This window comes from Aeromonas sp. INTO2 (assembly GCF_049860605.1).
Taxonomy (GTDB): Bacteria; Pseudomonadota; Gammaproteobacteria; order Enterobacterales; family Aeromonadaceae; genus Aeromonas; species Aeromonas caviae.
The window spans coordinates 3723441-3736607 of the sequence record NZ_CP187588.1; the positions used below are offsets into that span (position 1 = coordinate 3723441).

Sequence of the window (13167 nt, forward strand, 5' to 3'; positions counted from 1 at the left end):
GAAAGGGGCGAGAACTTTATTACAAAACCCCAAAAGGCGCCACGCGACCGCGTGACCAGCCGAAAATAAAAATCCCGGCACCAAAAGGTGCCGGGATTTCGAGGTAATCACTTACCAGAAAGAGGTCGGAGTCGGCCTGTAAGCCGGGTTCTGTACCGGGTTGCCCCGGGTAGCAATCATTCCTCTAGGCCAGCAATCGCTCGCTGGCTCAAGCAACCTACCCGCCCCCAACGCGGGCCGCGCCAATAGGGGCCTATTTGGTCTTGCTTCGGGTGGAGTTTACCGTGCCACGAACTGTTGCCAGTCGCGCGGTGCGCTCTTACCGCACCCTTTCACCCTTACCTGATCCCTTGCGGGCCATCGGCGGTCTGCTCTCTGTTGCACTGGTCGTAGGCTCGCGCCCCCCAGGCGTTACCTGGCACCCTGCCCTGTGAAGCCCGGACTTTCCTCCCCTCCGCCCGTCTGTCCCGAGGGACACAACGACGAAGCAGCGATTGCCCAGCCAACTCCGAGGCGCGGATTATAGCCTCGCGAGACAGACGGGGTAAACCGTCAATTCCGGTTTACGGCAATTAATAGTGCTCGAGACCGTATTTGTAGAGGGCGTTCTTCTTCACCCCGTGGATCTCGGCGGTGAGGGCCGCAGCCTTCTTGAGGGGCAGCTCGCCGACCAGCAGGCCCAGGGTGCGGATCGCCTCCGCAGGCAACTCGTCATCCACCTTGCTGGCACCGGCGACCACCAGCACTATCTCCCCGCGGCAACGGTTATCGTCCTCTCCGAGCCAGGCCAGCATCTCGGAGGCGGGCAGACCGTGGATGGACTCGAAGGTCTTGGTCAGCTCGCGGCACACCACCACCTGGCGCTCGCCAAGGATGCGAGCAATGGCTTCCACCGTCTCCTGCACCCGGCGCGGCGATTCGTAGAACACCAGAGAGCGGGTGTCTTCGATGACGGCTTGCAGGCGATCATCCCGCCCCTTGGCCTTGGCCGGCAGGAAACCCTCGAAGGCGAAGCGGTCGGTGGGCAGCCCGGCGGCGGACAGCGCCGTGATGGCAGCGCAGGGACCGGGCAGCGGCACCACCTTGACCCCGGCTTCGCGACAACGGGTGACCAGGTGATAACCGGGGTCGCTGATGAGCGGCGTCCCCGCATCGGAGACCAGGGCCACGCTCTTGCCCTCCTTGATGCGGGCGATCAGCACATCCGCTTTTTGCTGCTCGTTGTGATCGTGCAGGGCAAAGGTCGGTACCGAGATCTGGTAGTGGTTGAGCAGGATCCCGGTATGCCGGGTATCCTCGGCGGCCACCAGATCGACGCTGCGCAGCACGTCCAGTGCTCGCTGGGTGATGTCGGCCAGATTGCCGATCGGAGTGGGGACTATATACAGGGTTGGGATGTCACTCATGGGAGCTCCGAGTGTCCCGACAATTGTGTCGCCATATTGGCCCGTTTACACTATGGAGAATTTCAACACTGGTCGGGGAATGAACTTGAACCGGGTTATAAAGCAGCTAAGTGTATCACGACTCTTCGGCATCCTACTCGCGGCAGTCCTGCTCGCCGCCTGTGCGTCGGAGCCCAATCAATCTTCCGGACAACCCGGCATGCCGTCAGCCTTCTCGGATCTGACCAAGAATGCCCAGTGGTATCTGGAGCAGGTGGATCCCGCCAAACCGGCAGAGGCCTTCGTGTGGCAGATGATGGCGGCGCGCAGCTATCTGGCGCTCGGCCAGGCCAAACCGGCTGCCGCTCTGTATCAGCAGTTGCAGAAGCAGGCGAAGAGCCCGGTGCAGCAGGCGCAGTTGCAACTGCTGCAGGCACACCTGCTGCTCGCCCAGGGCAACGCCAACCAGGCGCTGATCCTGCTGGAAGGCAAGCCGGATGTGGTGCTGGATGCCGATACCCAGAAGGACTGGTACCGCCAGCGCGTGGTGCTGCAGCTCGACATCAACAACAAGTTTGGTGCGGCCAAGTCGCTGATCCTGCTGGAACCTTATCTGGCCAAGAATGAGCTGGCCACCAATCACCAGCAGATCTGGTCGCTGCTGAAAAGCATGACCCCCTCCACCCTGCAGGCGCTCGAAGAGGAGCCAGCTCCCGATGTGACCACCGGCTGGCTGCGTCTTGCGGCGCTGGTGAACGAATTCGGGGCACAGCCGAGCCAGCTGGCCCGCCAGCTTGCCGGCTGGAAGCAGAGCTTCCCTAACCACCCTGCCCAGAGCGACATGCCGGCCGGCCTTGGGGATCTCGCTACTACGGACAACGGTTCGCTGCAGCAGATCGCCGTCTTCCTGCCGCTCTCCGGCAACCTGGAGGCCCAGGGCGCCGCCATCCGCAACGGCATGTTGATGTCCTACAAAGAAAATCAGAGCCAGTTCACCCTGAACTTCTATGATACCCAGGGCAAGGCGATGGGGGACCTCTACAAGCAGGCCATTCAGGAAGGGGCCAACATGATCATCGGCCCCCTGCTCAAGGATCAGGTGGAGGAGCTGCTCAAGTCGAGTCCGACCGTGCCGGTGCTGGCGCTCAACGAGCTGGACAAGCCGATCGTCAACGACAACACCTTCTATTTCTCGCTCTCCGCCGCTGCCGATGCGAGCCAGGCGGCCCAGTACCTCTATGGTCAGGGCTACCGCAAGCCGCTGCTGATCGCGGCACAAGGCCGGATTGGCTACAGCAGTATCAAGGCGTTTGAACAGGCCTGGGCCGGCGTCAGCCAGGAGAAGCCCGTAGTTGCCACCTTCGGGGCACGCAACGAAGTGCAGGGCATGGTCAAGAACGCTCTGAGCGGCCGTTCCACCGCTCGAGCCGGGGAGATTGTCCAGTTGTCCGATGCCGCGCCGCGCAGCATCGACGCCGTCTATGTGGTGGCCAACAGCCTGGAGACCCGGATGATCAAGCCCTATGTGGACATCTCGGTCAATCCCATGGGCAGCCTGCCCATCTACAGCAGCTCGCGGGGCTACGACGGCGGGACGACCGAGGTGGCATCCGAGCTCAACGGCATGCATATCTCCGACATGCCGCTGCTGCTGGGTGGCTTCGAGACGCAGCGTGAACAGATAGCCCTGCTCTGGCCCCAGACCCAGGGCGACCTGCTGCGCCTGTTCGCCCTCGGCTACGATGCCGTCAGCCTGGCAGGCAACCTGCCGCAAATGCGCAAGGTCAATGCCATGCAGCAACCCGGCATGAGCGGCCAGCTGAGCGTGGATCCCCAGGGCAACATAGTGCGCATGCTGGACTGGGCCACCTACCAGAATGGCAAGCTGGTCAGCGACAGCGCCGCCCCCCAGCTGGAGGATGCGACTCATGAAGAGGCTACTGACACAACTTCACCAGCAGTGGTTGAACCTGTTGCCGTCGGCAGCGACGAGCAAGGGACAACACTTTGAGCAAATAGCGGAACGCTGGTTGCAGGCACGAGGCCTGCAACCCGTGACCCGCAACTACCGCTGCCGTGGCGGCGAGATCGATCTCATCATGCGCCAGGGAGAGACCCTGGTGTTCGTTGAAGTGAGATATCGCGCCAACGCCACTCATGGCGGTGCAGCCAGCTCGGTCACCCGGCGCAAGCAGCACAAGATCGTGCTGGCCGCGCGCCACTATTTCAAGCAACATGCCATCAATGAGGCCAACCAGGCCTGTCGATTCGATGTGATCGCGTTCGAGGGCGACCAGCCGGACTGGATCCAGAACGCGTTTTAAGAGGACCCCATGACTGATCCCATCAAAGAGAATTACACCGAGAGCATCCAGACCAAGATAGCTGCCGCCGAAGCACTGCCGGATGCCATCCATACGGCAGCCCAGATGCTGACCATCTGCCTGCTCAATGGCCACAAGGTGATGGCATGTGGCAATGGTCCTTCCTCGGCATTGGCACAGCTATTCATTTCTGAACTGGTGAACTGCTATGAAACTCCTCGCCCCTCCCTGCCCGGTCTCGCCCTGACGCCCGACATGGCGACCATCAGCGCCATCGCCACGGATCACGGTTTCGAGGAGGTCTATGCCAAGCAGATCCGAGCTCTGGGACAACCAGGCGACATTCTGGTGGTCATCACCACGACAGGCAACAGCCGCAGCCTGATCAAGGCTGCGGAGGCCGCCCTCTCCCGCGACATGACCATCATTGTTCTCGGTGGCGGAGACGGGGGAGAGATCGCCGGTCTGCTGGGCCCCAATGACGTGGAGATCCGCGTTCCTTCCGCTCGCCGTCCTCGTATTCTGGAAGTGAACCTGTTGACCCTGCACTGTCTCTGTGATCTCATCGACCAGACACTTTTCCCGCAACAGGAAGACTGAAACCATGAAGAAGCCTATTCTCGCTCTTGCCCTGCTGACCGGCGTCCTGCTGCTGCAAGGCTGTGCTGCCGTGGTGGTCGGTGGCGCGGCTGGCACCGCCAAAGCGAGCGGCGATCGCCGCACCCTGGGTGCCCAGTGGGACGATCAGACCATAGAGCTGAAAGCCGCCAACCTGTTGGCCGACAACAAGCCCCTGAGCGCCGCCAGCAAGATCAGTGTCTACAGCAACAACGGCCGTGTGCTGCTGGTGGGTCAGACACCCTCTGACGCTTACAAACAGGAAGCGGGCAGAATCGTGAGCCGGATTGAAGGGGTTCGCCATGTCTACAACGAGCTGCGCCTTGGCAAACCAGTCAGTATCGGCGTGCGCAGCAATGACACCTGGATCACCTCCAAGGTGCGGGCCGACATGCTGGGCACCAAGAACTTCGACAGCGCCAAGGTGAAGGTTGTCACCGAGAATGGCGAGGTATTCCTCATTGGGCTGGTCACCCGCCAGGAAGGGGATCAGGCCGTAGAAATCGCCCGCCACGTCAGTGGCGTTAAGCAGGTGATCAAAGCCTTCGAGTTTGCCCAGAATTGACCATCTGGCAGGATGAAAAAACGCAGCCTTCAGGCTGCGTTTTTTATTTGATGACTTTCAGGGTCGGGCGACCGCTCGGGCGCGGTGGTTCCGGCTCGGGCTCAACCGGCGTGGGTGTCTGTGCCTGTTCCAGCCAGAGGTCATACCCGGGCTCCGGCGGGAACAGGGTGCCCACTCCGTTCTCCCTGGCATGGATGGCCAGTACGGCCGCCATGGGGATATAGACCTGCTGCGATACGCCACCGAAACGGGCGCTGAAGCTGACAGCGTCATTGTCCATGTGGAACTGGCCCACGGCCCGGGGGGCGATGTTCAGAACAATCTGGCCATCCTGCACGAACTGCATCGGTACCATCACATGGGGAATGTTGGCATTGACCACAAGATGGGGAGTCAGATCGTTATCCAGCAACCAGTCAAAAAACGCCCGCAGCAGATACGGGCGACTGGGTGTCATTGTCGGTTCCATGCTCATACGCCGGCACGGATCTCGCGCTCGGCCTCGGTCAGGGAAGCCTGGAAGGATTCACGCTCGAACAGGCGAACCATGTAAGCCTTCAGCTCTTTGGCGCCACGACCGGTAAAGTCGATACCCAGGCTCGGCAGACGCCACAGCAACGGCGCCATGTAGCAGTCGACCAGACCGAACTCTTCGCTCATGAAGTAGGGCATCTCACCGAAGATGGGGGCGATGGCCAGCAGGTTGTCGCGCAACTCGGCACGGGCGGCTTCGGTATCGGTGCCCGCCATGATCTTGTCGGCCAGAGAGTACCAGTCCAGCTCGATGCGGTGCATCATCAGACGGCTGTTGCCGCGCGCGACCGGATAAACCGGCATCAGGGGCGGATGCGGGAAACGCTCGTCCAGATACTCCATGATGATGCGCGAGGTGTACAACGCCAGCTCGCGATCCACCAGAGTCGGTACAGTGTTGTACGGGTTCAGCTCGGCCAGCTCATCCGGCAGGTTGGCAGGATCAACCTGGCAGATATCCACGCTAACACCCTTCTCCGCCAGGACAATACGCACCTGATGGCTGAACATATCGTTGGCACCGGAAAACAGCGTCATTACCGAACGCTTATTGGCAGCTACAGCCATTGAACCCTCCCGTCATTAAAAAGCAGAAACGGCAATGAAGCATGTCTGTCTTCATTGCCGTGCGTCATATTACTCCGATCTGGTCGCTTAGTGAACGTCGCGCCAGAATTCCTTCTTCAACAGCACAGTGAAGATGAAGAAGATAGCGATGAATCCGAGTACCCAGAAGCCCATGCGTTCGCGCTTCTGCTGCACCGGCTCAGCCGAGTAGACCAAGAAGTTTACCAGATCCAGTACCGTCTGATCATATTCTTCGTTGTTCATTTCACCGTTGCCGTCAGATTTGATGCTGACGACTTGCTGCATCTCCACGCCATCCAGGGTGTGCGTCTCGAACTCGGCGCGGGGCGTCCCCTGCAACGGCTCCAGCACATGGGGCATACCCACGGACGGGAAGACGGCGTTGTTCACCCCGAATGGACGGGTCTCGTCCACGTAGAAGGAACGCAGATAGGTGTAGATCCAGTCTGCACCACGCACCCGGGCAACCAGAGTCAGGTCGGGAGGTGGCGCACCGAACCAGCGAGCAGCATCCTTCTCGGACATGGCGCTCTTCATCAGATCGCCGATCTTGGCGCCGGTGAAGACCAGGTTTTCCTTCATCAGATCGTCCGGAATACCGATGTCGGCCGCCACCCGGTTATAACGCTGGTACTGGGTGGAGTGACAGCCTGCACAGTAGTTCATGAAGGTGGCGGCCCCCCGTTGCAGGGATGCCTTGTCACTCAGATCGTACTCCGCCTTGTCGAGGGGGAAGCCACCGCCAGAGGCCAACACCAGACCAGGCAGCAGGGCCAGCACTGCAAAAATTATTCTTTTCATTTGAATGTCACCCTCTCCGGCAGCGGCTTGGTGTTCTCATTCTTGCTGTAGAAGAACAACAGGACGAAGAATCCGAAATAACCCAGAGTACAGAGCTGTGCAATCAGCGTCAGGGTCGGGGTTGATGGCAGCACGCCCAGCACCCCCAGGATAATGAAGCAGACCACGAACTGGGCGATGTTCAGCTTGTGCAGGGTGCTGCGGTAACGCACCGAGCGCACCTTGCAACGATCCAGCCAGGGCAACAGGAACAGCACCACGATGGAGAGGCCCATCATGATGACCCCCAGCAGCTTGTCCGGCACCGCACGCAGGATGGCGTAGAAGGGGGTGAAGTACCAGACCGGGGCGATATGCGCCGGTGTCTTCAGGCCGTTGGCCACCTCAAAGTTCGGTTTCTCGAGGAAATAGCCCCACATATCCGGCTTGAAGAAGATGATGGCACAGAAGAAGAACAGGAAACCGGCTACCCCGATCATGTCCTTCACGGTGAAATAGGGGTGGAACGCGACCGCATCCAGTGGCCAGCCGTTCTCGTCCTTGTGCTTCTTGATGTCGATGCCATCGGGGTTGTTGGAGCCCACTTCGTGCAGCGCCAGGATATGCATGGCCACCAGCATCACCAGTACCAGCGGCAGGGCGATGACGTGCAGCGCAAAGAAGCGGTTCAGGGTCGCACCCGAGATGACATAGTCCCCCCGGATCCACAGGGTCAGATCGTCACCGATAACGGGGATGGCACCGAACAGCGAGATGATGACCTGGGCCCCCCAGAACGACATCTGCCCCCAGGGCAGCAGGTAACCCATGAAGGCCTCGGCCATCAGCACCAGGAAGATCAGCATGCCGAAGATCCACAGCAGTTCCCGTGGCTTCTGGTAAGAGCCGTAGATCATGCCGCGGAACATGTGCAGGTAAACCACGATGAAGAAGGCGGATGCCCCGGTGGAGTGCATATAACGCAGCAGCCAGCCATAATCCACATCCCGCATGATGTATTCCACGGAAGCGAAGGCACCTTCCGCCGAAGGGTTGTAGTTCATGGTCAGCCAGATGCCGGTGATGATCTGGTTGACCAGCACCAACATGGCAAGCGAGCCGAAGAAGTACCAGAAGTTCAGGTTCTTGGGCGCCGGATACTTGGCCATATGGTCGTTGTACATGGCCGTGAGCGGGAAACGATCATCGATCCAGCCCATGAGTTTGGCAAACATGGTCAGGCCTCCTTGCCATCGGCACCAACCAGAATGGTGGTGTCGCTAAGAAATTGGTATGGCGGAATGACCAGGTTCAGCGGTGCGGGGACGCCCTGGAACACTCGACCAGCCATGTCGAATTTGGAGCCATGGCAGGGGCAGAAGAAGCCGGAAGTTACCCCTTGAACCTGCTCGCCGAAGCTGTCGGGCAAATAGGAAGGGGAGCATCCCAGATGAGTGCAGATGCCAACGGCCACGAAGATTTCCGGTTTGATGGATCTGTAGCCATTGTGGGCATAGTCCGGTTGCTGTGGCTCGTCTGACGCAGGATCCCGCAGCTTGTCATCGTGTGCAGCCAGAGCATCCAGCGTCTGCTTGGTGCGCTTCACCACCCAGACCGGTTTACCGCGCCACTCGACGCGGATTAGCTGACCCGGCTCCAGCTTGCTGATATCCACTTCAACCGGGGCGCCTGCCGCCTTGGCTTTGGCACTCGGATTCCATGACTTAATAAACGGCACTGCGGTAAAAGCAGCTCCTACACCGCCAACGGCAACCGTTGACCAGGTAAGAAATCTGCGGCGACCGGTATCAACTGGCGCATTGCTCATCCAAAAACTCTCCCATGTGGACTCCGCTCATTCTTATAGTGTCCCTGTTTACTTCTCCTCTCCCTCTGACAACTGCAATGGAAGCGGAGTGGCAATTGACACAGAAAGACCATGGAAATTTTAAAGAAAAGATAACAATTTGACAAGAAAGGGAGTCGATGGGCAAAAACAATAAATACACAATTTTTTGTCTTTTGTGACGTATGCTTAGCATTGTCACATGTAACATTACCAATAAAAAAAGCCTGGCAAATTGCCAGGCTTTTTTGACACTCCTGAGAGTGCGTACCAAAAGCGAATTAACGCTTGGAGTACTGCGGACGCTTACGCGCTTTGTGCAGACCGACTTTCTTACGCTCAACCTTACGGGCATCACGAGTAACAAAGCCAGCTTTACGCAGTTCGGAACGCAGGGTCTCGTCGTACTGCATCAGAGCACGAGTGATACCGTGGCGGATCGCACCAGCTTGACCGGAGATGCCACCACCGTTAACGGTGATGTACAGATCCAGTTTCTCGGTCATCTCGACCAGTTCCAGCGGCTGACGAACTACCATGCGGGCAGTCGGACGGCCGAAGTATTGCTCCAGGGAGCGCTGGTTGATTACGATTTTACCGCTACCCGCTTTGATGAATACGCGAGCAGTGGAGCTTTTGCGACGGCCGGTACCGTAGTATTGATTTTCTGCCATGTTGCCAGTTCCCGTTAGATATCCAGTACTTGAGGTTGCTGAGCAGCATGAGCGTGCTCTGCGCCTGCGTAAACTTTCAGCTTACGGAACATGGCACGGCCCAGCGGACCCTTCGGCAGCATGCCCTTGACGGCAGCTTCGATTACCATTTCCGGCTTACGCTGAATCAGCTTGTCGAAGCTGATGGACTTGATACCACCCGGGAAACCGGAGTGAGCGTGGTACATTTTGTCGGTAAATTTCTTACCGGTTACGTGTACCTTCTCAGCGTTTACAACGATGATGTAGTCACCGGTGTCAACGTGCGGAGTGTACTCGGCTTTGTGCTTACCACGCAGACGAGCAGCGATCTCGGTTGCGATACGACCCAGAGTTTTACCTTCTGCGTCCACAATGTACCAGTCACGTTTTACGGTTTCTGGCTTGGCAACGAAAGTTTTCATTAAGTTAAACCCAATTACCTGTTACAGACCCAATTGCTTATGGGGGCTCTCCCACAAACAACAAACGATGGCCTACCTGTACCCCTTCGAATACAAGTAAAGCTTAAAGTGTTGCTGTCTTATCGACAGCTGTAACGTGGGCCGGGCGATTATAAGTGAAGTTGCCTTAAATATCACCTGCTAATTTCACTGCCATGAAGCTAGCAAATGTCGCCCGACCCTACCTGCCGCAGATGCCCATCCGACTGGCAGGCGCGGTATTGTGACTAAGGAAGGTGCACTCTGGCAAGGTATTCGTGCGATTGCATCTCCTGAAGCCGTGAAAGGCAACGCTTGAATTCGAAATTCAGCAAGCCTTCGCCATAGAGCCCGGTCATGGGGACCGCCGCCGATATGATGAGCTTGACGTGCCGTTCATAAAACTCATCCACCATGGCGATGAAGCGGCGGGCCGCGTCATCCGTGCCGCTGCCCATGGGTTGCACATTGGCCAGCAGGACGGTGTGGAACTCACGGGCCAATTCGATGTAGTCGCCCTGGGAGCGTGGAGTACAGCACAGCTGTTCAAACTCCATATAAAGCACCCCTTCCCCCACGCCCAGTGCACCCAGTTGGCGATGGTTGATTTCCAGTGCGGCGGCAGTCACCTGCCCAATCCCGGTCAACTGGCTGAAATAACGATCCAGGTTGCTCCTGGCCTGATCATCCAGCGGGAAGTGATAGATCTCTGCCTGTTCCAGGGTTCGCAGCCGGTAATCGACACCGCCATCGACATTGATCACCTCGCAGTGGCGCTCGATAAGCGCGATGGCAGGCAGGAAGCGAGCACGCTGCAACCCGTTGCGGTAGAGATCCTGAGGGGGGATGTTGGATGTGGCCACCAGCACCACGCCATGGCCAAAGAGTTCCTGGAACAGAGTGCCGAGCAGCATGGCATCCGTGATATCCGAGACGAAAAACTCGTCGAAGCAGATGACGTCGGTCTCGTCGGCCAGCTTGCGGGCGATCAGCTTGAGCGGATCGGACTGACCGGTCAGCCCTCTGAGCTCATCGTGCACCCGGTGCATGAAACGGTGGAAGTGGATGCGCAGTTTGCGCTCCCCCGGCAGGCTCTCAAAAAAAGTATCCATCAGCCAGGTCTTGCCTCTGCCCACACCGCCCCACATATATAACCCCTGGACGGGGTCACGGGTTTTCGGCTTTTGCAGCCAACCCAGCAGGCCACGGGATCTGGTCGGAGTCGGGCTTGCGCACAGATCCTGATAGAGTCGCTCCAGGCGGGCGACTGCCATGGCCTGGGCCGGATCGGCCACAAAGCCGGGGCGCTGCAAATCCTGCTGATATTTTTGCTGCGGGGTCATCCTGTAAACCGCCTCCAAGTCCCTGAATGAGGGACAAAATGGTATCACGCTCTCGGGGGGCACGGTATAGTGCCAACGAGGCGTTGCGGTCCATCCGACCGCTTCAAATTCATCGTGTTAGCTGTAACAAGGAGCTTCTATGACTCTGTTTAACGGGATCCTGCTGGCGATCGCCGCCCTGATCATCGGCGTGCTGATCGGCCGCTTCTCTGTCCGTAGCCGGGATGCCGGACGCCTGGAACAGGAGCTGAAAAAAGCCCACAAGGAGCTGGAAAGCTACCAGGGGCAGATCACCACCCACTTCGCCGACAGCGCCGCCCTGATGGAGCAACTGGCCGAACAGTACCAAACCCTTTATCGCCACATGGCGGAACAGAGCAAGTTCCTGGCCAAGGTACAGGAACCACTGTTCCGCGAACCCGAAGTGGAAGAAACAGGCGATGCCGCCAACAGCGAGGAGCCGGGCCTTCCTCCCCGCGATTACGCCGGTGCGTCCGGCCTGCTCAAACAGCCGGGCTGATCGTCGGTTGAACTAATTACGCTTTATCGTGGTCAGACCTTGACGATTGCACTGCAACTTTTTCTGGGAGCTGTTTCTCATATGCGTAAATCTCTTTCTGTATTCAGTGTCTTAGCCCTCAGTGTCGGTATCGCCATGTCCTCAGCACCGGCGCAGGCCGCACTGCCCCTGATGGCGAACAACCAGGAGATGCCGAGCCTGGCCCCCGTCCTCGAGCAGGTGACCCCTGCCGTGGTCAACATCTCCGTCTCTGGCAAGAAGATCACCCGCCAGCGCCTGCCGGAACAATTCCGCTTCTTCTTCGGCCCCAACATGCCTGACGAGCAGGTGAGCGAGCAGCCCTTCCAGGCGCTTGGTTCCGGCGTCATCATCGATGCCAAGAAAGGCTACGTGATCACCAACGCCCACGTGGTCCACGAGGCGGACGAGATCAAGGTCAACCTGAAGGATGGCCGTGAGTATGCAGCCAAGAAAATAGGGGAAGACAAACAGTCGGATATCGCCCTGCTGCAAATCAAGGCCGAGGATCTGGTGCAGATCAAGTTCGCCGACTCCGACGAGCTGAGAGTCGGTGACTACGCGCTGGCCATCGGCAACCCGTTCGGCCTGGGCCAGACCGTCACCTCCGGCATTGTCAGCGCCCTGGGTCGCAGCGGCCTCAACATCGAAAATCTGGAGAACTTCATCCAGACCGATGCGGCCATCAACTCCGGCAACTCGGGCGGCGCCCTGCTCAACCTGCGCGGGGAGCTGATCGGCATCAACACCGCCATCCTGGGCCCCAACGGCGGCAACATCGGCATCGGCTTTGCCATCCCGTCCAACATGGTGCGCGATCTCTCCGAGCAGATCGTGAAATACGGCGAAGTGCGCCGTGGCCAGCTGGGGATTACCGGCACCGAGCTCACCAGCGAAATCGCCAAGACCTTCGGCTACAACAAGAAGGACGGTGCCTTCGTCAACCAGGTCATGCCTGACTCCGCTGCCGCCAAGGCAGGCATCAAGGCAGGCGACATCATCATCAGCATCGATGGCAAGCCCATCCGCTCCTTCGGCGAGCTGCGTGCCAAAATCGCCACCATGGGGGCCGACAAGCAGGTCTCGCTCGGCCTCATTCGTGACGGCAAGGAGCAGACCGTCAAGGTCACCCTGAAGAAGGCGGATGACAGCGAGATCCTGGCCAGCGCCCTGCATCCGGCCCTGGAAGGGGCCAAGCTGAGCACCATCACGGACCCCGTGACCGGCGTGGCCGTCTCCGACATCGATCCCCGCTCACCGGCAGCCGCCTCCGGCCTGCAGAAGGGTGACATCATCATCGGAGTCAACCGCCAGCGCATCAACTCCATGGGTGAACTGACCAAGGTGTTGAAAAACAAGCCGGAAGTCCTGGCGCTGAACATTCAGCGCGGCGACTCCTCGCTCTATTTGGTGATCCGTTAAGCCCCTCACACCCGCGGCAACCGCCGCGGGTGATTTTTATCCATCGATAATGTTATTCTCTGCCCGCAGCCTGTACGGACGAGAAAGAC

General features: G+C 58.9%; 15 protein-coding genes and 1 other RNA gene. 6 read left to right on the forward strand and 10 right to left on the reverse strand.

The annotated features are described in order from the left end of the window. Positions 1 to 123 precede the first annotated feature (123 nt). Together rnpB and rsmI are read right to left on the reverse strand one after the other, a co-directional pair. Positions 124 to 510, reverse strand: an RNA gene (rnpB, locus tag ACPW74_RS17615) — RNase P RNA component class A. Positions 511 to 572: 62 nt separating this feature from the next. Further along, the gene (rsmI, locus tag ACPW74_RS17620; RefSeq protein WP_201888087.1) at positions 573 to 1406 is read right to left on the reverse strand and encodes a 16S rRNA (cytidine(1402)-2'-O)-methyltransferase; all 834 of its coding nucleotides are present in this window, start codon (positions 1404 to 1406) and stop codon (positions 573 to 575) included. Between the two features lie 199 nt (positions 1407 to 1605). On the opposite strand from rsmI, the gene ACPW74_RS17625 reads away from it, so the two are divergent. From ACPW74_RS17625 to dolP, 4 genes are read left to right on the forward strand one after another with little or no spacing between them, the layout of a single operon-like run. Continuing rightward, positions 1606 to 3396: a penicillin-binding protein activator gene (locus tag ACPW74_RS17625; RefSeq protein ID WP_233466711.1), complete on the forward strand. Its 1791-nt coding sequence runs from the start codon at positions 1606 to 1608 to the stop codon at positions 3394 to 3396. Continuing rightward, complete coding sequence (locus ACPW74_RS17630; protein WP_080770042.1) at positions 3314 to 3709, forward strand: YraN family protein; 396 nt, start codon at positions 3314 to 3316, stop codon at positions 3707 to 3709. The genes ACPW74_RS17625 and ACPW74_RS17630 overlap by 83 nt, the downstream gene beginning before the upstream one ends. A 9-nt stretch (positions 3710 to 3718) precedes the next feature. Further along, the gene (locus ACPW74_RS17635) at positions 3719 to 4309 is read left to right on the forward strand and encodes a D-sedoheptulose-7-phosphate isomerase (protein WP_010675848.1); all 591 of its coding nucleotides are present in this window, start codon (positions 3719 to 3721) and stop codon (positions 4307 to 4309) included. Between the two features lie 4 nt (positions 4310 to 4313). Further along, positions 4314 to 4892 (forward strand): division/outer membrane stress-associated lipid-binding lipoprotein, encoded by a 579-nt coding sequence (gene dolP / locus ACPW74_RS17640; RefSeq protein WP_010675849.1) that lies wholly within the window; start codon positions 4314 to 4316, stop codon positions 4890 to 4892. A 43-nt stretch (positions 4893 to 4935) separates the two neighbouring features. Here the strand turns inward: dolP and ACPW74_RS17645 are convergent, their stop codons facing one another. The 8 genes from ACPW74_RS17645 to zapE all read right to left on the reverse strand — a co-directional run bounded on the left by ACPW74_RS17645 (position 4936) and on the right by zapE (position 11118). Further along, positions 4936 to 5367, reverse strand: a complete 432-nt coding sequence (locus tag ACPW74_RS17645) for a ClpXP protease specificity-enhancing factor (protein WP_039040486.1) — start codon at positions 5365 to 5367, stop codon at positions 4936 to 4938. Next, positions 5364 to 5993: a stringent starvation protein SspA gene (sspA, locus tag ACPW74_RS17650; RefSeq protein WP_039040485.1), complete on the reverse strand. Its 630-nt coding sequence runs from the start codon at positions 5991 to 5993 to the stop codon at positions 5364 to 5366. The genes ACPW74_RS17645 and sspA overlap by 4 nt, the downstream gene beginning before the upstream one ends. 87 nt (positions 5994 to 6080) lie before the next feature. After that, positions 6081 to 6815, reverse strand: coding sequence for a cytochrome c1 (locus ACPW74_RS17655; protein WP_279982014.1), 735 nt, complete (start codon positions 6813 to 6815; stop codon positions 6081 to 6083). Then, positions 6812 to 8029 carry a cytochrome b gene (locus ACPW74_RS17660; RefSeq protein WP_010675853.1) on the reverse strand — a complete coding sequence of 406 codons (1218 nt, stop codon included), beginning with the start codon at positions 8027 to 8029 and terminating at the stop codon, positions 6812 to 6814. Before ACPW74_RS17660 ends, ACPW74_RS17655 begins: the two co-directional genes overlap by 4 nt. A 2-nt stretch (positions 8030 to 8031) precedes the next feature. Further along, positions 8032 to 8622 carry a ubiquinol-cytochrome c reductase iron-sulfur subunit gene (gene petA, locus ACPW74_RS17665; RefSeq protein WP_010675854.1) on the reverse strand — a complete coding sequence of 197 codons (591 nt, stop codon included), beginning with the start codon at positions 8620 to 8622 and terminating at the stop codon, positions 8032 to 8034. Positions 8623 to 8921: 299 nt separating this feature from the next. Further along, the gene (gene rpsI / locus ACPW74_RS17670) at positions 8922 to 9314 is read right to left on the reverse strand and encodes a 30S ribosomal protein S9 (RefSeq protein ID WP_005336286.1); all 393 of its coding nucleotides are present in this window, start codon (positions 9312 to 9314) and stop codon (positions 8922 to 8924) included. A gap of 14 nt (positions 9315 to 9328) precedes the next feature. Further along, a complete protein-coding gene (rplM, locus tag ACPW74_RS17675) occupies positions 9329 to 9757 on the reverse strand; it encodes a 50S ribosomal protein L13 (protein WP_005336289.1) in 429 nt (142 codons plus the stop codon). 266 nt (positions 9758 to 10023) lie between these two features. After that, positions 10024 to 11118 carry a cell division protein ZapE gene (zapE, locus tag ACPW74_RS17680; protein ID WP_279982015.1) on the reverse strand — a complete coding sequence of 365 codons (1095 nt, stop codon included), beginning with the start codon at positions 11116 to 11118 and terminating at the stop codon, positions 10024 to 10026. Between the two features lie 139 nt (positions 11119 to 11257). Here zapE and ACPW74_RS17685 point away from each other — a divergent pair, with 139 nt between their 5' ends. Together ACPW74_RS17685 and ACPW74_RS17690 are read left to right on the forward strand one after the other, a co-directional pair. Beyond that, positions 11258 to 11638, forward strand: coding sequence for a YhcB family protein (locus tag ACPW74_RS17685; RefSeq protein ID WP_010675856.1), 381 nt, complete (start codon positions 11258 to 11260; stop codon positions 11636 to 11638). Positions 11639 to 11719: 81 nt separating this feature from the next. Beyond that, positions 11720 to 13078, forward strand: a complete 1359-nt coding sequence (locus ACPW74_RS17690; RefSeq protein WP_029314844.1) for a Do family serine endopeptidase — start codon at positions 11720 to 11722, stop codon at positions 13076 to 13078. The last annotated feature ends 89 nt before the right edge of the window (positions 13079 to 13167 follow it).